This window comes from Candidatus Halobonum tyrrellensis G22 (assembly GCF_000495475.1).
Taxonomy (GTDB): Archaea; Halobacteriota; Halobacteria; order Halobacteriales; family Haloferacaceae; genus Halobonum; species Halobonum tyrrellense.
Window position 1 is genome coordinate 75,463 of record NZ_ASGZ01000028.1, and the last position, 23,259, is coordinate 98,721.

A 23,259-nucleotide genomic window follows, 5' to 3' on the forward strand; every position below is an offset into this window, starting at 1 on the left:
GCCCGGCGCTCGCACATTCGAGCGGAGTAGACCCGACTCGTCCGGTAACCCCCCGTTACGCCGGAACACGGCGGGGCGACCGAACGGGCGTACGCCTTCCATATCCCCCTCGCCGGTGTCGAACGATCACCTCGATATTAGCACACGACCACGGATACGTTACTCGGTGACACTAACCAATGACCCGATACGACCGGCTGACACGACGACGAACGCTCCGGGCGGGCGCCGCGGCGGCGGGCCTCCTCGGGGTCGGAACCGGCGTCGGGGCGGCCCGCGCCGACGGCGACTGCGCCTACCAGGTCGACTTCGTCGCGGGCGATCCGATCGAGGCGTTGGGTGAGGACGGCGGCGGCTTCTACGGCCGGCAGAACCGGCTGATCCGGTACCTCCACGGCGACGCGACGGGGGCGACGAGACGCGACGGGTGGATCAACTCGCTCGACCCCGCGACCCGCGCGGCCGTCACCGCCGACCCGATCCGACTCGACGGCGCCAGTGCGTCCGTCGGGTTCCGGGTCGCCGAGGGAGCGGAACTGACGCTCTCGTTGGTCGTCTACACGCTCTCCGACGGCGGGTTCTCGTTCGCGAGTGCGGACGAACAGGACCTCGTCGACGCGGCGACGGGGACGTTCGGGCCGGGCACCCACCGGCTGGAGGCGGAACTACCGTGTGCGGCGGGCGACGGGGCGACCCGGGTCGTGGCGGACGGGCTCGACGCCGGCGACGAGTTCGGGAGCGCGGTCGCGCTCGACGGGTCGACGCTGCTCGTCGGGGCGGCGGGCACCGACGACGAACGCGGCGCGGCCCACGTGTTCACCCGCGGCGACGACGGCTGGACGCGGACCTGGCGGCTCGCTGGCCCGCCGGTGCCGTCGGAGTTCGACGACCCCACCATCGGTCCCCGGTTCGGCGGCGGCGTCGCCGTCGACGGCGACACCGCGTTCGTCTCGGCGCCGGGCTACCCGACGGCTCCGGTGTCCGCGTACGGCGCGGTGTTCGTCTACGAGCGCGAGTCCGGCGACGGGTGGGCCCGCCGACACCGGTTCGACCTGGGGCCGAACCTCGGCGGCGGCGCGGTCGTCGTCGACGGGGCGACGGGCATCGCGACGGACAGCGGGGGAACCGTCTACGTGTTCGAGCGGCGCGGCGGGGGGTGGGAGCGGACCGAGGGGTTCGCCGCGGGCTCGGACGAGTACGCCGCGGTCGCGGCCGACCTCTCGGGGGGGACGGTCGTCGTGGGGTCGTACACCGACCGGGAGGCGTACGTGCTCGAGCGCTCGGCCGCCGGCGAGTGGGAGGCGGTCGCGCGGTTCACACCCGACGCGGGACTCGACCACCTGTCGCTGTTCGCCATCTCGGTCGCGGTCGACGGCGACCGCATCGTCGTCGCGGACCCGACGAAGCCCGCCGACGACGACGGCGTGGTGTACGTCTACGAGCGGTCGGCGTCGGGGTGGGAGCCGACGACGAGACGGCCGCTCGCGGAGGTCGGGGGGACCGGCTGGTCACTCGAACTCCGGGGCGACCGACTCGTCGTCGGTGGGTCGGAGGCGACGCTCCTGTACGAACTCCGCGACGGGACCTGGACCCACGAGCGGGCGGTCGACCACGTGGGGTCGGTCGCGTTCGACGGCTCGCGACTCGCGGTCGGGGTCGCCGAGTACGACCGGGGGGACGAGACGGGCGAGGTGTACGTCGTCGACCTCTGATCTCGGCTCGTACGCCCCGCCCGCCTCCGCGCACAGTTTCTTGTCGCCGCCGCCCGCAGGGTCCCCATGACCAGAGAGGAACTCGTCGACGTCGCCGTCGTGGGATGCGGGCCGGGCGGCGCGGTCCTGAGCTACCTGCTCGCGCGCAGCGGCGTCGACGTGGCGCTCGTCGAGCACGAGGGGTCGTTCGACCGCGAGTTCCGCGGGTTCGGCTGGAGCCCCGGCGTCGTCGACCTGTTCGACCGGATGGACCTGCTCGGCGACGTGCTCGACCTCGACCACGAGACGACGACGACCGGCGAGGTGGTGCTGTACGGCGACCGCGTCGAGGCGTTCGACTTCGGGACGCTCGATACGCCCCACCCGTACGCGCTGTTGATGGAACAGCCGCCGCTGCTCGAACTGCTGGTCGAGCGCGCGAGCGCGTACGACGAGTTCTCCTTTCACCCCGCGACCACGGTGGAGGGGCTCCGGACCGCCGACGGCGCGGTCGTCGGCGTCGACGCCCACGACCGCCGCGTCGACGAGGACGTGACGCTCCGCTCGCGGGCGGTGGTCGGCGCGGACGGCCGCTACTCGACGGTCCGCTCGGCGGCGGGCATCGACGCCGGGCTGTTCGACTCGCCGCTCGAACTCGTCTGGTTCAAGCTCCCGAGCGGTGCGGTCGACGCCCGCGCGCAGGGCCACGTCGGCGATGAGGGCGTCCTGCTGTACTTCGGGCTGGGCCGCGGCGAGGTGCAGGTCGGCTGGCTGCTCGAGGCGGGCACCTACCCCGACGTTCGAGCCGCGGGTATCGAGGCGTTCCGCGAGCGGCTCGCGCGCGTGGACCCGCGGCTCCGCCCCGCGCTCGACGACCAGCCGACCGACTTCGACGACTGCTCGCTGCTCGACGTCGCGCCGGGGCTGGCGCCCCAGTGGACCCGGCCGGGGATGCTCCTCCTCGGCGACGCCGCCCACGTCGCCTCCCCCATCGGCGCGCAGGGGAACGCGCTCGCGGTCGGCGACGCCGCCGTCGCCCACGACGTGCTCTGTGACGCGCTGGGTCGCCGCGGCGACGCGGACGCGAGTAGCAGGGAGTTCGCGCTGCCCGCGTCGGCGCTCGTCGCGTTCGAGTCGCGCCGCCGGCCGGAGGTGGAGCGGACCCTCGCGCTCCAGCGGCGGGCCGAGCGGGCGCTCGCGGGGCTGGTGCGCGACGGTGACCGACTCCCCGCGCGGGCGCTCACCGCCGCCGCGCGCGTCGGCGGACCGCTCGTGTTTCGGCTCCCGTTCGTCGGGCGCGCCGTCGACCGGTTCGCGCTGGGTCCCGCGCCGGGCGTGGCGACCGAGCGGTTCGTCCACCCGCGCCACTGACCCGTCAGTCGTGTCCGTCTGTCGCGCCACCGACCCGGCTGGCGCGACCCGCGCGTTTATGAGGCGTCCGAATCTGGACTCGCGTATGAGTACGCCAGGAACGCAGGCGACGTTCGAGCGGGTGCGCGACTGCGGCGTCATCGCGGTCATGCGCGGCGCCGAGTCCGAGACGGTCGTCCGAACCGCCGAGGCGCTGGTCGACGGCGGCGTCGACGTGTTAGAGGTGACCGCCGACACGCCCGGGTCGGCCGAGATGATCCGGACGCTCTCGGAGGAACTCGACGACGCGGTGTCGGTGGGCGCGGGCACCGTCCTCGACGCGGAGACGGCGCAGGCGGCCATCGCCGCCGGCGCGGAGTTCGTCGTCTCGCCGTCGTTCCACCGCGACGTGGTCGAGACGTGCAACCGATACGGCGCGCTGGTCGCGCCGGGGATCATGACGCCCACGGAGGCTATCGAGGCGTTCGAGGCGGGCGCGGACGTGGTGAAACTGTTCCCCGCGGCGACGGTCGGCCCGGGGCACGTCTCCGCGCTGAAGGGACCGCTCGAACAGATACCCGTGGTGCCGACGGGCGGCGTCTCGCCCGACAACTGCGGCGACTACATCGAGGCCGGCGCGACCGCAGTTGGCGCGGGGTCGGCGCTGGTCGACCGCGACGCGGTCGACGCGGGCGAGTTCGAGCGGATAACGGAGAACGCCGAAGCGTTCCGCGACGCCGTCGAGGCCGCCCGCGAGTAGAGCGAGGGCTGTCGTCGCCGGCCGCGGCCAGCGACGAGACGCTCGGTGACGGGACGCTCGGCGGCGAACGCGGCCGTCTGCCGTCCTCGGGAGCGGCCGCGGACCGGGGCGGGCGCTCGCGGGACGTACACCTCCACACGGGGCCGCGTGAGCGGCGAGGTGACTCGGCACCGTCGGGTCGTGCCGACCGGGGACCCGCGCTCGCCCCGCCAGGTGGAGTTTATACGCCCCGGCGCCGAACGCCCGGTCGTGTCGGGACTCGTCTTCTTCCGCACCCGGGCGCGCGAACGGGTCGTCGAGTGGTACACCGAGGTGGTCGGCGCGGACGTGTGGCTCGAACAGCCGGGCTGTACGATCCTCTCGTTCGAGGGGTTCCGGTTCGGCTTCTGCGACGGCGAGGAGACGGAGGACTGCGGCATCCTCACGTTCGTCTCCGACGACCGCGCGGGCGTCGACGCGGCCCACGACCGGGTGGGCGACGCGGCGCGCGAGCGGCCGCACGTCAACGAGGAGTACGACATCTACCAGTTCTTCGCCGACGACCCCGACGGCCGGACCGCGGAGTTCCAGACGTTCCTCCACGAGACGCCCGACGGCTGAGCCACCGTGGGCGCGGCGCAGTCACGGTCGGTAAAACGGCTCTTTGACATTTACGAGCCGTTAGGTACGGCTGCCGTGTACGGGCGGGCATGGCTCGTACACGAACGACGCTCCTCGCGGTGTGTTGCGTCCTCCTGCTCGTACTCGCGGGCTGTTCGGGCGGCGGCGACGGCGCGGGCGGCGGGGTGGCCCAGCGGGGCGGGTCGGAGGACCTCGCGGCCACGGCGACCGCCGCGCCCGAAGACACCGCCGCGGCTGACGCGACCGGCGCCGGCGGCGAGGAGGGTACCGCGGGCGACGCGACGGGAGCGCAGGTCCAACGGCAGGACAGACAGCTGATCCGGACGGCGACCGTCCGGCTCCGGGTCGACGACTACGAGGCGGCGCGGGCCAACCTGACCGAACTGGCCGCGTCGACCGGCGGCTACGTCTCCGAGTCGACCGAGAACGTCAACGGCGAGGGCAACCGGACGTGGACCGAGGGACGGGTCGTCCTCCGGGTGCCGGCCGGTAACTACTCGGGCGCGATGGAGGCCGTGACGGCGCAAGGGGAGGTGGTCAGCCGGACCGAGGGGACGCAGGACGTGACCGAGCAGGTGGTCGATCTGCAGGCGCGGCTCGACAGCCTGGAGGCCGAACGCGACCGCCTGCGCGAACTGTACCAGCGGGCGAACGACACCGAGGAGGTGCTCGCGGTCCAGCGGGAGCTATCGGACGTCCAGACCGAGATCGAACGGGTGGAGGCGCGCCTCCAGAGCCTCCAGCGGCGGGTCACCTACTCCACCATCACGGTCGAGTTGTTCGAGCCGTCGCCCGACTACGAACCGCCCGAGACGAGCGCGTGGTACGACACGCCGCTGGTCGAGGCGTTCCTCTCGTCGATAGACGGCGTGGTCGTCCTCGCGCGGAGCGCGGTCGTACTCACGGCGTACGCGCTCCCGTACGCCATCGCCGTCGGCGTGCCGCTGACGCTGCTCGCGCTGCTGTACCGGCGGCGCGCGGACCTGGTGTAGCCGAGCGGACCCGGCGGACCCGTCGGGTCCCGCACCGCCTGTGTCGTCTGCCCGCCTGCGTCGCCTGCTCCCTGTACCGCCGAGTCGTCGGCGTCCGGATCCGGCCGTCGCGTCCGGCAGGGGAAGGGATATGGGCCGCCCGCGGCACTCGTTCGCGTGAACCGCACGAGCGAACTGCCGACGGATGCGTACTACGACCTCTCGGAGGTGGGCGAGACCGCGCTGTCGCCGTCGGGCGACCGCGTGGCGTTCACCGTCACCGAGTTCGACCCCGACGAGGACGAGCGGGTCGGCTCGCTGTTCGTCGTCCCGACCGACGGGTCGCGCGACCCCCACCGGCTCACCCGCGTCGCGGGCGCGTCCAACCCGCAGTGGGGACCCGAGGGCGACCGGCTGGCGTTCCTCGCCGCCCGCGAGGAGGACAGCGAGCGTCGGGTCGGCCGCGACGCGGACGACGAGGGGACCGACGACGACGAGGACGAGGCGGACGACGAGGGAGCCGACGCCGGCACCGACGACGAGCCGACCCCGCAGGTGTGGCTGTTCGACCTCTCGCTCGGCGGTGACGCCCGGGAGGTCACCGACTTCGCGGAGGGCGCCTCGTCGTTCGACTGGTCGCCGTCGGGCGACCGACTCGCGGTGGCCGCGCGCGACCCGACCGACGCCGAGCGGGCGTACCTCGACGACCGCGAGGAGGGAGGGCCGGTCGAGACCGAACGCCTCCAGCACAAACTCGACGGCGTCGGCTACACCGACACGGTGACGACGTACCTCCACGTCGTCGACGTCGACACCGGCGAGGCCGAGCGACTGGACGGCGCGTACGCCGGCGGCGCGTTCTCCGGCCTCTCGGGGCTCCAGCCCGCGTGGGGCGCGTCGGACCGGATCGCGTTCGTCGCCTACCACGGCGACGACGCCGACGACACCACCGCACAGGACGTGTTCACGGTCGACCCCGACGGCGGCGGCCTCCGAAAACTGACCGACGGCGGTCTCTCGGCGAGCGCGCCCGCGTGGTCGCCGGACGGCGAGCGGCTGGCGTTCGCGGCGGCCGACCCCGACAACTGGTACGTCCCGACGGCGGTGTACGTCTACGAGGACGGCGCCTACGAGCCGCTGACCGCGGATCTCGACCGGACGCTCGCGCGCGGCGCGTCGCCCGAGTGGGCCGACGACGAGACGCTGTACGCGGTGATCGCCGACGAGGCGCGGAGCCGACTCGCGCGGGTCTCGCTCGGCGGGACCGACGGCGTCGACCCGACCGACGCGACGGTCGAGCGCGTCTTCGAGGCGCAGGGCGACGACCGCGCGCTCTCCGGGTTCGACCCCGGTGACGACCGCGCGGCGTTCGTCCTCTCGCACCCGAGCGAGGGGCGCGACGTGTACGCCGTCGACACCGCCGACCTCGACGCCGACGCGGAGCCCGACTCGCTGACGCGGCTGTCGGAGACGAACGCCGACCTGACCGACGACTACCCGATGCCCGACGTCCGCCGGGTGGAGTGGGAGAGCGACGGCCACGACATCTCGGGGGTCGTCTACCACGACCCGAGCGTCGACCCGGCGGACGGCGACCACCCGCTGGTCGTCGCCATCCACGGCGGCCCGATCAGTTACGACGAACCCGTGTTCAGCTTCGAGCACGCCGTTCTCACCTCCCGCGGCTACGTCGTGCTCCGCCCCAACTACCGCGGCGGCTCCAGCTACGGTCGCGCGTTCGCGGAGGCGCTCCGCGGCCAGTGGGGCACCCACGAGGTGGACGACATCGCCGCCGGCGTCGAGTCGCTCGTCGACCGCGGCTGGGTCGACGACGACCGCGTGTTCGGCTACGGCTTCTCGTACGGCGGCATCTCGCAGGGGTTCCTCGTCACCCAGGAGCCGGACCTGTTCACCGCCGCCGCGCCCGAACACGGCATCTACGACCTCCGGTCGGCGTACGGCACCGACGACTCGCACGTCTGGATGGACAACGAGTACGGCGTCCCGTGGGAGAACCGCGAGGCGATCGACGCCTCGTCGGCCATCACCGACGCGGGCGAGATAGAGACGCCGCTGTTGGTCACGGCCGGCACCGACGACTGGCGCTGTCCGCCCTCCCAGTCCGAACAGCTGTACGTCGCCGCCAAGAAACAGGGAGTCGACGCGCGCTTCGTCCTCTACGAGGACGAACACCACAACGTCGGCGCGCCCGACCGCGCGATCCACCGGTTGGACGAGATCGTCGCGTGGTACGAGCGGCACGACCCCGCGGTCGACGGCGACGCCGAAGGGGAGTACGACCCCCACGGGCGAAACACCGACGAGTAGGCGGCCCCCACCGCCGACGATGGACCGCGACCCCGACCTTGGTCCCGACTCGACCGACGCCGATGCCGACCCCGTCTCCGCGTCCGCCTCGGCGCCGACCGACGCCGGCTCCGAATCCGACTCGGATCCGCTCGCCGACGCGCCGGCGGTCTGTCCGGTCTGCGAGACGGCGTACGACTCGGTGTCGGTCCACGACCGCGGGCTACTGGTGAACCTCATCGACAACGAGCGCTACCGCCGGGTCTGTTTCGAACCGGTCGCGGGCGCCGACGGCCCGCTGGTGCGGTTCTACCACCACACCCACGAGCAGGTCGGCGCGCGGGAGTGAGCGGCGCGGTCGGCGTCCGAGAGCGGTCAGACGGGACAGGCGCTAAACACGCAGTCGAACCGCGATACGACCAGCAGCACCGCACCGACGACGAGGACGGTCCCGAATACGACCGCCGGCCGGGCGAGCGCCGGCGGGTCGTCGCGGTACGCGACCAGCAGGCTGCCGGCGAACATCGCCACCCACCCGACGAATAGAACGACGGTGCCGGCGTACCCCAGCGCGTACGACGGGTCCTCGAACCCGTTCCCGGCGACCACGTCGAGCAGCGGTACGGCGGCGACGACGCCGACGCCGAGCGTGACCGCGGTGGTGCTCCCTCTCACGACGGTCGCCGCTCATCGGCGACCGAGGGTAAGCTTTCTCTCGGAGGGCGAGCCTTCATGCCCGCGAGCGTCCAAGCGCGGGCCGATGCCCGCGCTCGAAGACCCGCTCGATATCGGCGGCGTGACCCTCCCGAACCGGCTGTACCGCGCGCCGCTTTTGGAGTGTGCGGGGAACGGTCCCGACGCGGTCGACACGCTGATCGAGGATCTCGAACCCGCGGCGGCGGCGGGCGCGGGGCTGGTCTGTCAGGGGGCGACCGTCGTCCGCCCGGAGGGGGGCTGTGCCGCGCCGGGGATGACGCGGGTGTCCGACCCCGACTTCGTCGCGGAGCTCTCGCGGCTGACCGACGCGGTCCACGCCCACGGCGGGAAGATAGCGATCCAGTTGGAGCACGGCGGCCTGCGCTCGATGGAGACGTGGCACGCGGGCTACCGCGAGGCTCACCCCGGCCTCCAGCAGTTGGCCGTCTCCCGGCCGCCGCGGCTCCTCCGCGCGCTCGACCGGGCGGGGTTCCTCTCGTACGACGCGCGCGTGCTCTCGACCGACGAGGTGTACGACCTCGCGGCGGACTTCGGCCGCTCGGCCGCGTACGCGGTCGACGCGGGCTACGACGCGGTCCACGTCGCCGGCGCGAACATGGGTATCGTCCACCAGTTCCTCTCGCCGTTCTACAACCGTCGTGACGACGAGTTCGGCGACGGCGTCCGCTTCCTCGAACTCCTGGCGGCGGAGGTTCGCGAGCGCGCGGGCGACGTCCCCCTGCTGACGAAGGTGCCCGCCGAGACGGAGGCGCCGCCCGTGGTCCGCCGGCGGCTTTCGGCGGCGGACTGCGTCCGGACGTGCCAGCGGCTCGAATCGGCGGGGTACGACGCGCTCGTCCCGGTGAACGGCTCCGTCTTCTGGGACCTGAGCATCGTCCGCGGCGAGTTCCCCGGGCGGTCGTGGCGCGACGACCGGTTCCGCGAGGGGTACGCCGCGGCGTTCGGGTCGCGGGCGCGCGCCGCCGTCGTCGCGGCGGCCAACTGGGTCGAGTCGCTCGCGTACGACTTCGAGTCGGCGTGGAACGCCGACCTCTGCGGACGCGTCCGCCGGCGCGTCGACGTGCCCGTGCTGTGTGAGGGAGGGGTCAGGGAGCGTTCGACCGTCGACCGCCTGCTCTCGGACGGTCCCGCGGGCCGCGCCTGTGACGCCGTCGGGATGGCCCGCCCCTTCTACGCGGAGCCGCGGCTCCCGGCGCGCCTGCTCGGGCGGGGGGCGGCCGGCGCGCGCGTCGCCTGCGAGAACTGCAACAACTGCGTCGTCCCGCAGGCCGCGGGCGAACCCGGCGTCTGTCGCACTCCGTCGGTGCTCCGGCGGACCGGCGCCCTCCGCGAGCAGGGGGCGTACGAGCGCCCGGACGCCGCAGACGCCGACGCGGGCGGGGACTGACCGCCGGACGGCGCGGGCGGCGGTCGACGCCGTCCGTCGGGTCCCCTCGGCGTCTCGGAACAGCGCTCGCGTCCGGCGTCTCAGAGCCGCGCGCGCACCGACTCGAACACCGGGAGTTCGAGGTCGAGCGTCTCCGCGAGCGCCGCCGCCGCCCCCGAGAGCCACTCCGCGCGCTCGACGCTCGATTCGAGGTCGCCCGGGCCGATCCGGTACGCCTCGACCAGGTCGTCGAGGCTCTCGCCCTCCACCCAGTCGGCGAGCACGCGCGCGGTCTTGACCGCCTCCAGCCACGACTCGAACTCGTCGGTGTCGCCCATCGACGTGGTGAGTTCGTCCGCGTGAGTGCGCGCGAACTGGTACATCGCCGCCCGCTCCTCGCCGCGGAGGTAGCCGTTCTGGATGTCGGGGGTGTCACACACCACCTCGAAGGCGGTGAGCGGCGTGACGTCGCGTTCGTCCATCGCCGCCATCCGCCGGAGTCCGGCGACGAGGCGCGCGCCCGTCTCGGGCGTGACGTACTGCCGGGACACCTGCGCGCCCAGCGGCGTCGCCTCGATGCCGCCATTCGCGCGTCCGCCGCCGGCGGGCGCGAGCATCCCCATCTCGATCAGTTCCCCCACCACGTCGCCGACCACTCCCCCGAGGTCCGGGTCGCGCGTCCGGTAGGCGTAGAACGTGTCGCCGAGGACGTCGAGCACCTCGGCCTGCGACGAGGCGAACCCCGTGGCCACCAGCGCGAGCGTGTGGGTGCGGAGGGCGGCGCGGTCGCGGAGTTTCGACTCCACCGCCTCGGGGTCGGCGTCGACGTACCGCTCCTCCAACTCCGCGCGCTCGTCGTCGTCGCCGACGAGTACCGCCTCGCCGTACGGGTCAAGCCCCGGGCGGCCGGCCCGCCCGCACATCTGGTGGACTTCGAGGACGGGGAGCCACTCCATCCCCTCGCCGTCGTAGCGCTGTTGGTCGCGGACCACCACCCGCCGGGCGGGGACGTTCACGCCCGCCGCGAGCGTCGGCGTCGCGCAGATGACCGCCAGCCGGCGCTCGCGGAACGCCCGTTCGACGACCGCGCGGTGGGCCGACCGCAGGCCGGCGTGGTGGAACGCGACGCCCCACGCCGCACACTCCGCGAGCCGTTCGCCCGTCTCGGTGCCGCCCGCCTCGCGGACGGCCTCCGCGGTCTCGGCCGCGGGCATGCCCATATCCGCGGCCTCCGCCAGCCCCTCGTCGGTGAGTCGGTCGGCCAGCGCCTCCGCCTCGCGGCGCGAGCGGACGAACGCGAGCGCCTGCCCGCCGCCCGCGACGGCGTCGGCGACCAGCGCCGCCGTCGCCTCCGTCCGCGCGTCGACGTCGGGGTCGGCGGCGTCCAGCACCTCGACGGAGAAGCCCGTGCCGTCGTCGAACGCGACGTGCCCCCCGGCGCACACCCCGGTCCGGAGGTCGACCGGCCGCCACGTCGATTCGACGAGTTCGGCGTCGAGCCAGCCGGCTATCTCGTCGGGGTTGGCGACCGTCGCCGACAGCGCCACCACCTGCGCGCCGCGGGTGCGCCGGCGGAGCGTCGACAGCGTCACCTCCAGGGTCGGTCCGCGGCCGGTCGCGCCGAGCAGGTGGACCTCGTCGACGACGACGCACGCCAGGTCGTCGACCCACGCCGCGCCGTTGCGGATCGCCGAGTCCACCTTCTCGCTCGTCGCCACCACCACGTCGTGGCCGGCCAGATCCGCGGCCGCGGAGTCGTAGTCGCCCGTCGAGATGCCCACGTCGACGCCGGGGAGCGCGTCGAACTCCTCGTACTTCTCGCGGGCGAGCGCGCGGAGCGGGCAGATGTACAGCCCGGGTCCGCCGGCCGTAAGCAGCGCGAGCTCCGCGACGAACGTCTTGCCCGAGGCGGTCGGGATGGCGGCGACGACGTTCTCCCCCGCACAGACCCCCGCCTCGACCGAATCCGCCTGCGGCGGGTACAGTTCCTCGATCCCCGCCGCCTCGAAGTGCTCGACGTGGGCGGTGTCGAGGGGGAGGTCGCTGACGCGCATTCTACTCCGTCTGCGCCGTCACGACGTAAAAACCCTCCCGCGGGGTCGGACCGCCCGACGGCGCCGCCGCCCCGTCGCCGTGTCCACGCGCCGGCCGTCGGGTCGACCGGCCGGCCGACGGTCAGTCGACCCGCTCGTACGCCGCCGCGGCGGCCGCGAGGGCCGCCACGGCGGCGACGGCCGACAGGAGGGGACGCTCGGCGACCAGGTCCCGCGTCACCTCGAACGCCACGTCGTACACCGACCGCTCGCCGTCGCCGCCGAACGCGAGCGCACCCACCGCGAGGTTGAACAGGAGGCCGCCGCCCGCCGAGTAAGCGGTGAACCGCGCGAGGCCCATGCCGGCGAACCCCGCCGGGATCGAGACGACCGACCGGAGGAACGGCAACAGCCGTCCCCAGAACACCGACCACTCGCCGTAGCGGCGGAACGTCGCCTTCGCCCACCGTCTCTCGCGGTCGGAGACGCGCACCAGCGGGCCGCAGCGCTCGACCACCTCCTCGCCGCCGCGGCCGAAGACGTAGTAGGCCACGACGCTGCCGACGACGACGCCCGCCGTGGTGGCGACGACGAACAGCGCGAGCGAAATGGGGTCGCCGACGAGCAGCACCGCCGCGAACGGGAGCACCACCTCGCTGGGGAGGAGCGGAAACAGCAGCGACGATTCGAGGAAGGTGAAACAGCACACCGCGAGGTAGCCGTACTGAACTAGCAGGGTCTGGGCGGTCGCGACCAGGCCGCTCCCGAGCAGGTTGCCTCCGACGAGGAGCGGCCCCACGACTCCCTCCCCGAGTAACAGCGTTGCCACGGGTGCGGCTACTCGGGTCGAGGGGTAAACCCCGGCGGCCGAGCGGGGCTGCCGGGCGACCGGGTCGGACGCCGGCGGCCGGCATCCCGGGCGGGTCGACTCCGCAGTCGCGTCGACTCCCGCCTCAGTCGAAGTCGAAGAAGCCGCCGTCGGACAGCCGCTCGACCCCCTCGCGGAGGCGTTCCTCGCTGGCGGCGTAGCTGATCCGGGCGTACCCCGGCGCGCCGAACGCGTGACCGGGGACCGTCGCGACGTGCGCCTCCTCGATGGCCTCCTCGGCCCACGTCGCGTCGTCGTCGGCGACGCGCATCATCATGTAAAAGGCGCCGTCGGGTTCGGGGGCGCGGACGCCCTCGTCGGCGAGCAGGTCCGCCACGAGGTCCTTGCGCGCCTCGAACGCCTCGACCATCTCGTCGACGGCCTCTTCGGTGTTCGACAGCGCCTCGATCCCCGCCCGCTGGACGAAGTTGGCGGCCGACGACACCGAGTGGCTGTGGAGTTTCCCCGCCTGCTCGACGAACTCGCCGGTGGCGTGGAGGTAGCCCAGCCGCCAGCCCGTCATCGAGTACGCCTTCGAGAAGCCGTTGACGGTGACCGTGCGGTCGGCCATCCCGTCGAGGCTCGCGAGGCTGGTCGGCTCGACGCCGTACGTGATCTCCTCGTATATCTCGTCGGAGATGACCGGCACGTCGTGGTCGACGACGACGTCGCGGACGCCTTCGAGCGCGGCGTCCGAGAACACCGCGCCGGTGGGGTTGGCGGGCGAGTTGACGACCACGAGCGCGGTGTCGTCGTTCACCGCGTCCGCCAGGTCGTCGAGTGCGGGTTCCAACTGGAACCCGTGGTCGGTCAGGTCGACGCGTTCGAGCGTGCCGCCCGCGAGCTTCACCATCGCCTCGTACGACACCCACGCGGGGTCGAGCAGGACCACCTCGTCGCCGTCGTCGACGAGCGTCTGGACCGTCTCGTACAGCGCCTGCTTCGCGCCGGGCGTGACGATGACCTCCTCGGCGTCGGCGTCGACGTCGTCGTCGCGGAGCTTCGCGGCGACCGCCTCCTTGAGTTCGGGGACGCCGTTCGAGGAGGTGTAGCCGGTGTGGCCCGCCTCCATCGCGTCGACGCCCGCCGCGACCACGTTCTCGGGCGTGGGGAAGTCGGGTTCGCCCACCGAGAGGTCGACCACGTCCTCCCCTTGCGCTTCGAGCCGCGAGGCGGCGTCGCTGATCGCGAGCGTCGCCGACGGCTCGACGCTCCCGATCCGGTCGGTGAACTCGTACTCGTAGCCGTGGTCGGGGCCGGAGTCGGAGTCGGTCACGCCGCCACCCCCGACAGCTCCTCGGCCATGTCGATGGCGGCGGTGACGGCCTCGGCGCCCTTGTCGACCCGCTCGCGCGCCTCGGCGCCGCTCTGGCCCGGACCGGCGACGCCGAACGTGACGGGTGTGTCGCGGTCGAGGCTCACGTCGGTCAGCCCCGAGGCGGCCGCCCGCGCGATCACCTGGTCGTGGTCGGTGTCGCCCGAGACGATGGTGCCGACGACCGCGACGGCGTCGACGTCGTCCCGGCGGGCGAGTCGGTCGGCCGCCAGCGGCGTGTCGTACGCGCCCGGCACGTCGAGCGCCTCGACGACGGTCGCGCCGCGTTCGGCCGCGGTCTCGCGTGCGGTCTCCTCCATCCGCTCGGCGATCGACGCGTAGTAGCGCGCCACCACCAGTCCCAGTGCGGTCTCACTCATGCCCGGCCGGTCGGCGCGGCCAGTGAAAGGCGTACCGCTCGGGGCCGATGTCGCGGTGGCGCCGGGACCGCGACGCGCCGGCGCCGCGACCCGAGGACGACCGGCGCGCGGGGGCGTGGCCCGTGATCACAAAAGTTGTAACCGGTGGCGAGCGAGGGAGGGGCAATGAGCCACCCACCGCCCTCCGCGTCCCCCGCCGACGGGGGGGACGACCCCGGGGGCTCCCGGTCGCCCGCCGACCGCTCGGACCCGGCGGTTCCGTCCGACCCCGCGGACGACGGCGGCTCGGCGGACGACGGCGACTCGGGGGAGGACCCCGGCCCGGGGGAGGACTCCGGCCCGGGAGACGACTCCGGATCGGGGGACGATTCCGGCTCGGACGGTGACGGTCCCGCCCGAGACGGCGGTCCGTCCGACGGCTCACTCCCCGGACGCCGCCGGGTCACCGACCGGCTCCCGTGGTCGCCGGCGACGCTCGCCGTCCTCCTCGTCACCGCCCTCGCGGTCGCCGTCCGCGTGGTCGGTCTCGGCGAGCGGATCTTCCACTGGGACGAGGGTCGGGTCGGCTACTGGGTGCTCCGATTCCAGGAGACGGGGGAGTTCTTCTACCGCCCGATCATCCACGGGCCGTTCATCCCGGTCGTCGACAACGCGCTGTTCGGGCTGCTCACCGCGTCGGACTTCGCGGCGCGGCTTCCGGTCGCGGTCGTCGGGGGGCTGCTCCCGCTGGCGGCGCTGTGTTTCGTCGACCGACTGCGCGGCCGCGAGCGGGTCGCGCTCGCGCTCGTACTCGCGGCCGACCCACTCTTGGTCTACTACGGGCGGTTCATGCGCTCGGACGTGCTCGTCGGGTCGTTCTGCTTCGGCGCGTTCGCGCTGACGGTGTACGCGCTCGACCGCCGGCGGACGCTCCCGCTGTTCGGGGCGGCGGCGCTGCTGGCGCTCGGGTTCACCGCGAAGGAGAACGCGCTGGTCTACCTCGCGTGTTTCGCCGGGGGGTCGTTCCTCGTGGTCGACCACGTGCTCGTACGGACCGCCGCGCGGACGGGGTCGCCGCTCGACGCGGTCGTCGGCGGGGCGGTGTCGGTCGTCCACGCCGCCGACGAGTGGACCGCGGGAGGCCGGACCCGCCGGCACCTCGCGTCCGACCGCGAGTGGGACCCCGGCGCGGCGCTCGCGGGCCACCTGGCGGTGTGGGTGCCGCTGACGGCGGTCGGGCTGGCGGCGACGTTCGTCGCCGTCGCGGCGTTCTTCTACGCGCCCCGGCCCGACCTGTGGAACGCCCTCGCCGGGACGGCCGACCCGGTTCGCGTGCTGGAGGCGGGGACGATAGACGCCGCAGAGCGGTTCTACGGGACGTGGGCCGCGGGGAGCCACTCCGACCACCCCTACGTCCCGTACCTCCACGACCTCGCGGAGACGCTGGCGTACGGGTCGGGCGTCACGGTCGTGCTCGCGGTCCTCGGCTTCCTCGCGGACGGCTACGGCGACCTGCGCCACCGCTCGCTCGTCGCGTTCGCCACCTACTGGGGGGCGGCGTCGCTGCTCGGTTACCCCGTCGCGACCGACATCGAGGCGCCGTGGGCGGCGGTCCACGTCGTCCTCCCGCTGGCGATACCCGCGGCCGTCGGGGTGGCGTACGTCGTCGACTCGTTCGAGGTGTCGATCGCGCGCGACGACGCGGTCAGCGCCGGCATCGCGGCGCTTCTGGTGTTCGCGGCCGTCGGCGGCGTCGCCGCGGCCAACGCCGACTACTGGAACTCCGCGGCCGAGGAGGACAAGCAGGTGCTCCAGTGGGCGCAGCCCGAGAACGACCTCAAGGGAGTGCTCGGGGACGCGGGCGCCGTCAGCCGGGTCAACGAGGGGACGGACGTGCTGTTCGTCGGCACGGAGGCGAGCGGCGACGTCCGGTTCTACGTCTCGAGCGAGAGCAGCGTCGACCGGATGCCGCCGGGCGGGCCGGCGTGGCACACGCGGCTCCCCCTGCCGTGGTACTTCGAACTGCACGACGCGGAGGTCGACTCCACCCCGCCCGACGCCCGCTTCGACGGGCTTCCCGAGGAGATGCCGCCGGTCGTCGTCGCCAAGCCGTGGGACGCCGACGAACTCGCCGAACGCCTCGACGGCTACGAGCGGCACCAGCACAAGTTCCGCCTGTGGGGCGAGGACGTCGTGGTGTTCGTCGACCGCTCGGCGCTCCGGGAGGCCCGCGCGGCCGGCGTCGACGCCGGCGCGGGCGCGGACCGGCCCGCGCTATCGGCGGCGCGGTCGGCCGCGCCGACGCGACCCGACTCGACTCAGCCCCGACCGTCGCAGTCCGGCGGGGCTGAGGTACCGGACCGACCGCCGCGACGGGGACCCGCACTCGGGTAGGCACGACCCTCGAATGGGCACGAACGTGTCCATTCGTCGCCGCGTGAGGCAAGGCTTATGCACCGAGTTGGCGAAGTCGCGGTCGTGACGCCAACGTGTCCCGCCCCGACGCTCGGCGTCGTCGGCGGCGGTCAACTCGGCCGGATGCTGGCCGAGGCGGCCGCCCCCCTCGGCGTCGACGTCGTCGTCCTCGACCCGACGCCCGACTGCCCCGCCGCCCGGGTGGCCGACCAGGTGGAGGGCGCCTTCGACGACCCCGACGCGGTCCGCGAGTTGGCCGCGCGCGCGGACCTCCTCACCCTGGAGATCGAACTCGCCGACCCCGACGTACTGGAGGAGGTACACGCCGAGTACGACGTCCCGGTCCACCCCGACCCCGACACGCTCCGGACGATCCAGGACAAACTCGTCCAGAAGCGGACGCTCGCCGACGCGGGCGTGCCCGTCCCCGAGTTCGTCGCCGTCGACGACGCCGCGGAGCTCGAAGCCGCCGCCGAGCGGTTCGGCGGCGTGATGTTGAAGGCTCGGACCGGCGGCTACGACGGCCGCGGGAACCTGCCGGTCGACCCCGGCGACGACTACGCAGCCGCCCTAGACGAGGTGGGCGCTCGCGCGGGCGGCGCGATGGCCGAGGCGTTCGTCGACTTCGACCGCGAGGTGTCGGTGATCGGCGTCCGCGGCGACGGCGAGACGGACGCGTTCCCCCTCGGCGAGAACCTCCACGAGGCGGAGATCCTCCGCGAGACGGTCGTCCCCGCTCGGAGCGACCCCGCCGTGGCGGCGCGGGCGCGGGAGGTCGCACTCGACACGCTCGCGGAACTCGACGGCCGCGGCGTGTTCGGCATCGAACTGTTCGAGCGGGACGGTGAGATCCTGCTCAACGAGGTCGCGCCCCGACCGCACAACTCCGGCCACTGGACCATCGAGGGGGCGGTCACCTCCCAGTTCGAACAGCACGTCCGCGCGGTCCTCGGCTGGCCGCTCGGCGCGACCGACGCGCGCGCGCCGACCGTGAGCGCGAACGTCCTCGGCACCGTCGACGAGTCGCGCCCCGCGCGCCTGGAGGGCGTGGGGTCGACCCTCGCCGCGGGCGACGCCCACCTCCACTGGTACGGCAAACGGGAGGTGCGCCCGCTCCGGAAGATGGGCCACCTGACGCTGTGCGGGTCGGCCGACGCGACCGCCGCGGACGAGGCTGCGGACGCGGGTGACGGCGACGCGACCGCGGCGACCGACGACCTGCTCGCGCGGGCGCGAGACCTGCGCGACGACCTCTCGTTCGGGCGCGTCGAGGAGACGGCCGACGGTGCCGACGCGACCGCGGCGACCGACGGGGAGGCGGACCGGTGACCGACGTCGCGGAGTTGATCGACCGCCTCGAATCCGAGGCAACCGCCGACGCCGACGCGGAGACGACGCCCGACGTTGGCGTGATCATGGGGTCGGACTCGGACCTGGACACGATGCAGGGGGCGTTCGACGCGCTCGCGGAACTCGGGTTCGCCGAGCAGACCGACTTCCACGCGCCCCCCGACGCGCGGTACACGTACGAGACGTACGTGGTGAGCGCCCACCGGACGCCCGACCTGATGTACGCGTACGGCGAGACCGCCGAGGCGCGGGGACTCGACGTGGTGATCGCGGGCGCGGGCGGCAAGTCCGCGGACCTGCCCAACATGACCGCGAGCATCGCCTACCCGCTGCCGGTGATCGGCGTCCCGGTCCAGGAGAAGTCGGTCGACTCGGTGATCGGGATGCCGACGGGCGCGCCCATCGTCGCGGTCGACGCGGGCAAGTCGTTCAACGCGGCGCTCTCCGCCGTGCAGGTGCTCGCGCGCGAACACGGCGAGTTGCGCGACCGACTCGTCGACTACCACGACGACCTCCGGGCGGGCGTGGCCGACACCTCCCTGGCGCTCCACGACCGCGGCGTCGACGGCTTCCGCGACGCCCGCGAGTGAGACGGCGGCCGCGGAGGGTCCCGCCCGAGCGAGCGGGTGTCCACCCGGCGGGCCGGCCGGCGGACCCCGGTGCGTACGCGCGGACGCGTAAGTGAAGCGCTTATGTAGCGGGGTCTCAAACCCACGGACGATACGGAGACCCGGCATGAATCAATGGATAGCAGTCGGCGCCTTGGCGCTGATGGGCGTGGGCATCCCGCTGGGGATGATAGCGGTCTCCTCGCTCATCCGACCGAGCGTGCCCGAACAGGGGAAGAGTTCCACCTACGAGTCCGGTGAGATCCCCACGAAGTCGGCGATCGGCATCCAGTTCAACATTCAGTACTACATGGTGGCGTTGCTGTTCGTCGTCTTCGACATCGAGACCGTCCTGCTGTTCCCGTGGACGGTCATCTACCAGCCAGCGCTCGAATCCGGCGTGGGACTGATGACGCTGCTGTTCCCGATGCTCGTCTTCATCGGGGTGCTGGTGATCGGACTCGTGTGGGCGTGGCGGCAGGGCGCCGTCAAGTGGGCGCGGAGCGAGGCCGCGACCCGGCGGAAGACCGAACACAACTCATGAGTAGCGACAACAGGCCGTTCATCACGGACGACTCGAAGGTACTGACCGACACGCGCGACGCCCGGATGGCCGGGCAGGGCGACCGTTTCAACTCGAAGCTCCGTGAGGCGTTCGGGTCGTCGCCGTTCATCCTCACCAAGTTCGACAAGTTCATGAACTGGGTGCGGGGGTCGTCGATGTTCATGCTGCAGTTCGGCATCGCGTGTTGCAGCATCGAGATGATGCACACCTACTCGGTGAAACACGACCTCGACCGGTTCCACGCGGGCGTCCCCCGCGCGTCGCCGCGACAGGCCGACGTGATCATCGTGCCGGGCACCATCGTCTCGAAGTTCGCCCCGCGGATGAAGCGCGTGTACGACCAGATGCCCGAACCCAAGTTCGTCGTCGGCATGGGGTCGTGCACCATCTCCGGCGGGCCGTTCCAGGAGGGGTACAACGTCGTCAAGGGCGCCGAGGAGGTCATCCCCGTCGACATCCACGTCCCCGGCTGCCCGCCGCGGCCGGAGGCGCTGGTGTACGGCGTCGCCAAACTCCAAGAGCGGATCGCCAACGGCGAGTCGTCGCCGGTGACGGTGAAGCCGTACGAACTGGAGCAGTTCTCCGACCTCGACCGCGACGAGGTGGTCCAGAAGCTCGCCGACCAGATCGACGAGGACGACCTCGTCATGCGGTACAACTGGTCTGATTCGCCATGAGCCTCGAACGCCCGGACGAACGCGAGGAGGAGACCGCCGTCGAGGAGCGCTCGGCGGACGAGATCGGCGAGTTGCTCGGCGACAACGTGATCGGTCGGGAGGAGCACATCAACGCGCCGGCGTACGTGATCCGGCCGGACGCGGTCCAAGAGACGCTCTCGACGCTGAAGAGCGAGGCGGGGTACGACCACCTCTCGTGTGTGACCGCCCAGGAGTACGAAGACCGGTACGAGTCGATCTACCACCTCAAGAAGTACGACGACCCCACCCAGGAGGTGAGCGTCGTCGTCCCCACCGACCGCGAGAACCCCGTCTCCGAATCCGCCGAACCGGTGTTCCGCACGGCCGACTGGCACGAACGGGAGGCGTACGACCTGGTCGGCATCGAGTACGACGACCACCCCGACCTCCGACGGATCCTCCTCCCCGACACCTGGCAGGGACACCCGCTGTCGCGCGACTACGACCAGAACCGACCCCAGGTCGTCACGCTCCGCGAGCACGCCAACCCGCTACAGGAGGACTACAAGGCGGGCGGGCAGGACAGCGACACGATGCTGCTCAACATCGGGCCGCACCACCCGGCGACCCACGGCGTCCTCCACGTCGAGACGGTGCTCGACGGCGAGCAGGTCGCCAACATCGACCCGGACATCGGCTACCTCCACCGGTGTGAAGAGCAGATGTGTCAGAACGGCACCTACCGCCACCAGATCATGCCGTACCCCGACCGCTGGGACTACACGGCCAACATGCCCAACGAGTGGGCGTACGCGCGCGCGGCGGAGGCGCTCGCCGACATCGACGTGCCCGAGTACGCGCAGGTGCTCCGGACGATGGGGTCGGAGCTCAGCCGGATGACGGGCCACTTCCTCGCGCTCTCTACGTTCGCGCTCGACGTGTACGGCGACTTCTCCGCCATCTTCATGTACGGGATGCGCGACCGGGAGAAAGCACAGAACATCCTCGAGGACCTCACGGGCCAGCGGATGATGTACAACTACTTCCGGCTCGGCGGGGTCGTCTGGGACCTCCCGGAACCCCGCGAGGAGTTCTTCGAGAAGACGCGCGACTTCCTCGAAGACCTGCCCCAGGCGCTCGAAGAGTACCACGACCTGATCTCCGCCAACGAGATCCTCCAGATGCGGACGGTCGATACGGGCGTCCTGCCGCCGGAAGTGGCGAAGGAGTACGGTGCGACCGGGCCGGTCGCGCGCGGGTCGGGGGTCGACTACGACCTCCGCCGGGACGACCCGTACGGCTACTACGACGAACTCGACTGGGACGTCGTCACCGAGGACGGCTGTGACAACTACAGCCGCCTGCTGGTCCGGATGCGCGAGGTCGAGGAGTCAGCGAAGATCGTCGGCCAGTGTATCGACCTCTTAGAGGAGTGGCCGGAGGACGACCGCACGATCCAGTCGAACGTCCCCCGGACGCTCAAGCCCGACGACGACACCGAAGTGTACCGGGCCGTGGAGAACGCGAAGGGCGAACTCGGCGTCTACATCCGCGCGGACGGCACCGACAAGCCCGCGCGGTTCAAGATCCGCAGTCCGTGTTTCTCCAACCTCCAGACGCTCCCGGAGATGTCCACCGGCGAGTACGTGCCCGACATGATCGCCTCGCTCGGCAGCCTCGACGTCGTCCTCGGTGAGGTGGACCGGTGACGCCGCTCCAGGTCCAGACGTTCCCCGAGGCCATCGCGGCGATGCTGCCGTGGAGCGGGCTGTGGGTGGACGTACTGAGCGCGCTCGTCGGCACGTTCCTCGTCGCCAACTTCCTGCTGCTCAACACCGCCGTCGCGGGACCGTGGGCCAAACGGAAGATCACGGCGGCGTTCACCGACCGCATCTCGGTCAACCGGATGGGCCCCGCGGGGATCTTGACCATCCCGGCCGACGCGGTCCGCCTGCTGTCGAAAGAGCAGATCATCCCCGAGGGCGTCGACCGCCCCGCGTGGGACATGGGGCCGATCCTGATCCCGTTTTCGGCGCTGCTCGGCTTCGCGGTCATCCCGATGGGGAGCGGTATCCAGGTGGCCGACCCCGAGGTGGGGATCGCGTTCGCGTTCGCCGCCTCGTCGATCGCGTCGCTCGGGCTGATCATGATGGGGTACGCCTCGAACAACAAGTACTCGCTCATGGGCGGGCTGCGCGCGGTGGCGTCGAACATCGCCTACGAGATCCCGCTGGTCGTCACCGGCGTGTCGGTGATCCTCTTCACCGGGTCGCTCCGGACGAGCACCATCGTCGCCGAACAGGCGCAGCCGCTGGTGACGCTGTGGGGGGTCTCGATCCCGCAGTGGTTCGCGTTCGTCAACCCGTTCGCGTTCGCGCTGTTCACGGTGGCGAACCTCGCGGAGGTCGGCCGCAACCCGTTCGACATCCCCGAGGCGCCGACGGAACTCGTCGCGGGGTACCAGACGGAGTACAGTTCGGCGTACTTCGTGCTGATCTACCTCGGCGAGTTCATCCACATCTTCCTCGGCGGCGCGATCGCGGCGACGCTGTTCCTCGGCGGTCCCGCGGGGCCCGGCCCGGCGGCGCTCGGCATCGTCTGGTTCACCGCGAAGATCTGGGCGTTCTACCTGTTCACCCAGTGGGCGCGGTCGGCGATCCCCCGGCTCCGGGTCGACCAGTTCATCGAGATCGGCTGGAAGGGCATGCTCGTGCTCTCGTTCGCAAACCTCGTCCTCACGGCGGTCATCGTGGGGGTGCTCGCGTAACTGACAATGATCGGACTACTCAAAGGCATGGCGACGACGATGAAGCACGCATTGGACGGGACGACGTTCACGGTGGAGTACCCCGACGTCGCGCCCGAGGTGAGCCCCCGGTTCCGCGGGGTGCACAAGTTCTCACAGGAGCGGTGCATCTGGTGTCGCCAGTGTGAGAACGTCTGTCCGAACGACACGATCCAGATCGTCCAGGACGAACAGCGGAACGGCGAGCAGTACAACCTCCACATCGGCCAGTGCATCTACTGCCGGCTGTGCGAGGAGGTGTGTCCGGTCGACGCCATCCTGCTCACGCAGAACTTCGAGTTCACCGCCGACACGAAAGACGAGTTCGTGTACAACAAAGAGCAGTTGAAGAACGTCCCCTGGTACAAGGAGATCGACCCGCTCAACGCGCGCGAACCCGACCGCGGCGCGTGGGTCGGCGAGGGCGAGGGCGAAGTCGACTACCAGTAGTCGGCTCGCCGGGTTTCGCCCCACAGCCGGGTCTCCACCGCGTTTGCTCCCGTCTCCGGTCGTCCGACGAGGCAGTTCCTCGCCGGTCGT

Annotated in this window: 21 protein-coding genes; 16 read left to right on the top strand and 5 right to left on the bottom strand. The window is 72.2% G+C overall.

From position 1 onward, the window contains the following. Positions 1 to 179 precede the first annotated feature (179 nt). From K933_RS08425 to K933_RS18690, 7 genes are all read left to right on the top strand, one after another. A complete protein-coding gene (locus tag K933_RS08425; RefSeq protein ID WP_023394291.1) occupies positions 180 to 1,712 on the top strand; it encodes an FG-GAP repeat protein in 1,533 nt (510 codons plus the stop codon). 66 nt (positions 1,713 to 1,778) lie between these two features. Further along, positions 1,779 to 3,062, top strand: coding sequence for an FAD-dependent monooxygenase (locus K933_RS08430; protein WP_023394292.1), 1,284 nt, complete (start codon positions 1,779 to 1,781; stop codon positions 3,060 to 3,062). Positions 3,063 to 3,147: 85 nt separating this feature from the next. Continuing rightward, positions 3,148 to 3,801, top strand: a complete 654-nt coding sequence (locus K933_RS08435) for a bifunctional 4-hydroxy-2-oxoglutarate aldolase/2-dehydro-3-deoxy-phosphogluconate aldolase (protein WP_023394293.1) — start codon at positions 3,148 to 3,150, stop codon at positions 3,799 to 3,801. Between the two features lie 249 nt (positions 3,802 to 4,050). Next, on the top strand, positions 4,051 to 4,401 hold the full coding sequence (locus K933_RS08440) for a glyoxalase/bleomycin resistance/dioxygenase family protein (RefSeq protein ID WP_049947711.1): 351 nt from the start codon (positions 4,051 to 4,053) through the stop codon (positions 4,399 to 4,401). An 89-nt stretch (positions 4,402 to 4,490) separates the two neighbouring features. Beyond that, positions 4,491 to 5,414, top strand: a complete 924-nt coding sequence (locus K933_RS08445; RefSeq protein WP_049947712.1) for a DUF4349 domain-containing protein — start codon at positions 4,491 to 4,493, stop codon at positions 5,412 to 5,414. Between the two features lie 156 nt (positions 5,415 to 5,570). Further along, positions 5,571 to 7,721 carry a S9 family peptidase gene (locus tag K933_RS08450; RefSeq protein ID WP_023394296.1) on the top strand — a complete coding sequence of 717 codons (2,151 nt, stop codon included), beginning with the start codon at positions 5,571 to 5,573 and terminating at the stop codon, positions 7,719 to 7,721. A gap of 19 nt (positions 7,722 to 7,740) precedes the next feature. Beyond that, positions 7,741 to 8,049: a hypothetical protein gene (locus K933_RS18690; RefSeq protein ID WP_023394297.1), complete on the top strand. Its 309-nt coding sequence runs from the start codon at positions 7,741 to 7,743 to the stop codon at positions 8,047 to 8,049. A 26-nt stretch (positions 8,050 to 8,075) separates the two neighbouring features. Here K933_RS18690 and K933_RS08460 read toward each other — a convergent pair whose 3' ends face one another. After that, the gene (locus K933_RS08460) at positions 8,076 to 8,375 is read right to left on the bottom strand and encodes a hypothetical protein (protein ID WP_023394298.1); all 300 of its coding nucleotides are present in this window, start codon (positions 8,373 to 8,375) and stop codon (positions 8,076 to 8,078) included. 85 nt (positions 8,376 to 8,460) lie between these two features. Between K933_RS08460 and K933_RS08465 the strand changes: the two genes are divergently transcribed. Further along, positions 8,461 to 9,804: an oxidoreductase gene (locus K933_RS08465; RefSeq protein WP_023394299.1), complete on the top strand. Its 1,344-nt coding sequence runs from the start codon at positions 8,461 to 8,463 to the stop codon at positions 9,802 to 9,804. Positions 9,805 to 9,884: 80 nt separating this feature from the next. Here K933_RS08465 and K933_RS08470 read toward each other — a convergent pair whose 3' ends face one another. From K933_RS08470 to ribH, 4 genes are all read right to left on the bottom strand, one after another. Next, positions 9,885 to 11,837, bottom strand: a complete 1,953-nt coding sequence (locus K933_RS08470; RefSeq protein ID WP_023394300.1) for a DEAD/DEAH box helicase — start codon at positions 11,835 to 11,837, stop codon at positions 9,885 to 9,887. A gap of 121 nt (positions 11,838 to 11,958) precedes the next feature. Next, the gene (locus K933_RS08475; protein ID WP_023394301.1) at positions 11,959 to 12,645 is read right to left on the bottom strand and encodes a DedA family protein; all 687 of its coding nucleotides are present in this window, start codon (positions 12,643 to 12,645) and stop codon (positions 11,959 to 11,961) included. Between the two features lie 124 nt (positions 12,646 to 12,769). Then, positions 12,770 to 13,960 carry a pyridoxal phosphate-dependent aminotransferase gene (locus K933_RS08480; RefSeq protein ID WP_023394302.1) on the bottom strand — a complete coding sequence of 397 codons (1,191 nt, stop codon included), beginning with the start codon at positions 13,958 to 13,960 and terminating at the stop codon, positions 12,770 to 12,772. After that, positions 13,957 to 14,379, bottom strand: coding sequence for a 6,7-dimethyl-8-ribityllumazine synthase (gene ribH, locus K933_RS08485; RefSeq protein WP_023394303.1), 423 nt, complete (start codon positions 14,377 to 14,379; stop codon positions 13,957 to 13,959). The genes K933_RS08480 and ribH overlap by 4 nt, the downstream gene beginning before the upstream one ends. A 165-nt stretch (positions 14,380 to 14,544) precedes the next feature. Between ribH and K933_RS08490 the strand changes: the two genes are divergently transcribed. The 8 genes from K933_RS08490 to K933_RS08525 all read left to right on the top strand — a co-directional run bounded on the left by K933_RS08490 (position 14,545) and on the right by K933_RS08525 (position 23,169). Then, entirely contained in the window at positions 14,545 to 16,752 is a 2,208-nt protein-coding gene (locus K933_RS08490; RefSeq protein ID WP_023394304.1) for a flippase activity-associated protein Agl23, read from the top strand. Between the two features lie 84 nt (positions 16,753 to 16,836). After that, positions 16,837 to 18,102, top strand: coding sequence for a 5-(carboxyamino)imidazole ribonucleotide synthase (locus K933_RS08495; RefSeq protein ID WP_049947713.1), 1,266 nt, complete (start codon positions 16,837 to 16,839; stop codon positions 18,100 to 18,102). Then, on the top strand, positions 18,099 to 18,713 hold the full coding sequence (purE, locus tag K933_RS08500) for a 5-(carboxyamino)imidazole ribonucleotide mutase (RefSeq protein WP_023394306.1): 615 nt from the start codon (positions 18,099 to 18,101) through the stop codon (positions 18,711 to 18,713). The genes K933_RS08495 and purE overlap by 4 nt, the downstream gene beginning before the upstream one ends. 145 nt (positions 18,714 to 18,858) lie before the next feature. Continuing rightward, on the top strand, positions 18,859 to 19,275 hold the full coding sequence (locus K933_RS08505; RefSeq protein WP_023394307.1) for an NADH-quinone oxidoreductase subunit A: 417 nt from the start codon (positions 18,859 to 18,861) through the stop codon (positions 19,273 to 19,275). Next, a complete protein-coding gene (locus tag K933_RS08510) occupies positions 19,272 to 19,973 on the top strand; it encodes an NADH-quinone oxidoreductase subunit B (protein ID WP_023394308.1) in 702 nt (233 codons plus the stop codon). The genes K933_RS08505 and K933_RS08510 overlap by 4 nt, the downstream gene beginning before the upstream one ends. Beyond that, positions 19,970 to 21,643, top strand: coding sequence for an NADH-quinone oxidoreductase subunit D (locus K933_RS08515; RefSeq protein ID WP_023394309.1), 1,674 nt, complete (start codon positions 19,970 to 19,972; stop codon positions 21,641 to 21,643). The genes K933_RS08510 and K933_RS08515 overlap by 4 nt, the downstream gene beginning before the upstream one ends. 41 nt (positions 21,644 to 21,684) lie before the next feature. Beyond that, a complete protein-coding gene (locus tag K933_RS08520) occupies positions 21,685 to 22,701 on the top strand; it encodes a complex I subunit 1/NuoH family protein (protein ID WP_049947726.1) in 1,017 nt (338 codons plus the stop codon). Positions 22,702 to 22,707: 6 nt separating this feature from the next. Next, entirely contained in the window at positions 22,708 to 23,169 is a 462-nt protein-coding gene (locus K933_RS08525) for a NuoI/complex I 23 kDa subunit family protein (RefSeq protein WP_023394311.1), read from the top strand. The last annotated feature ends 90 nt before the right edge of the window (positions 23,170 to 23,259 follow it).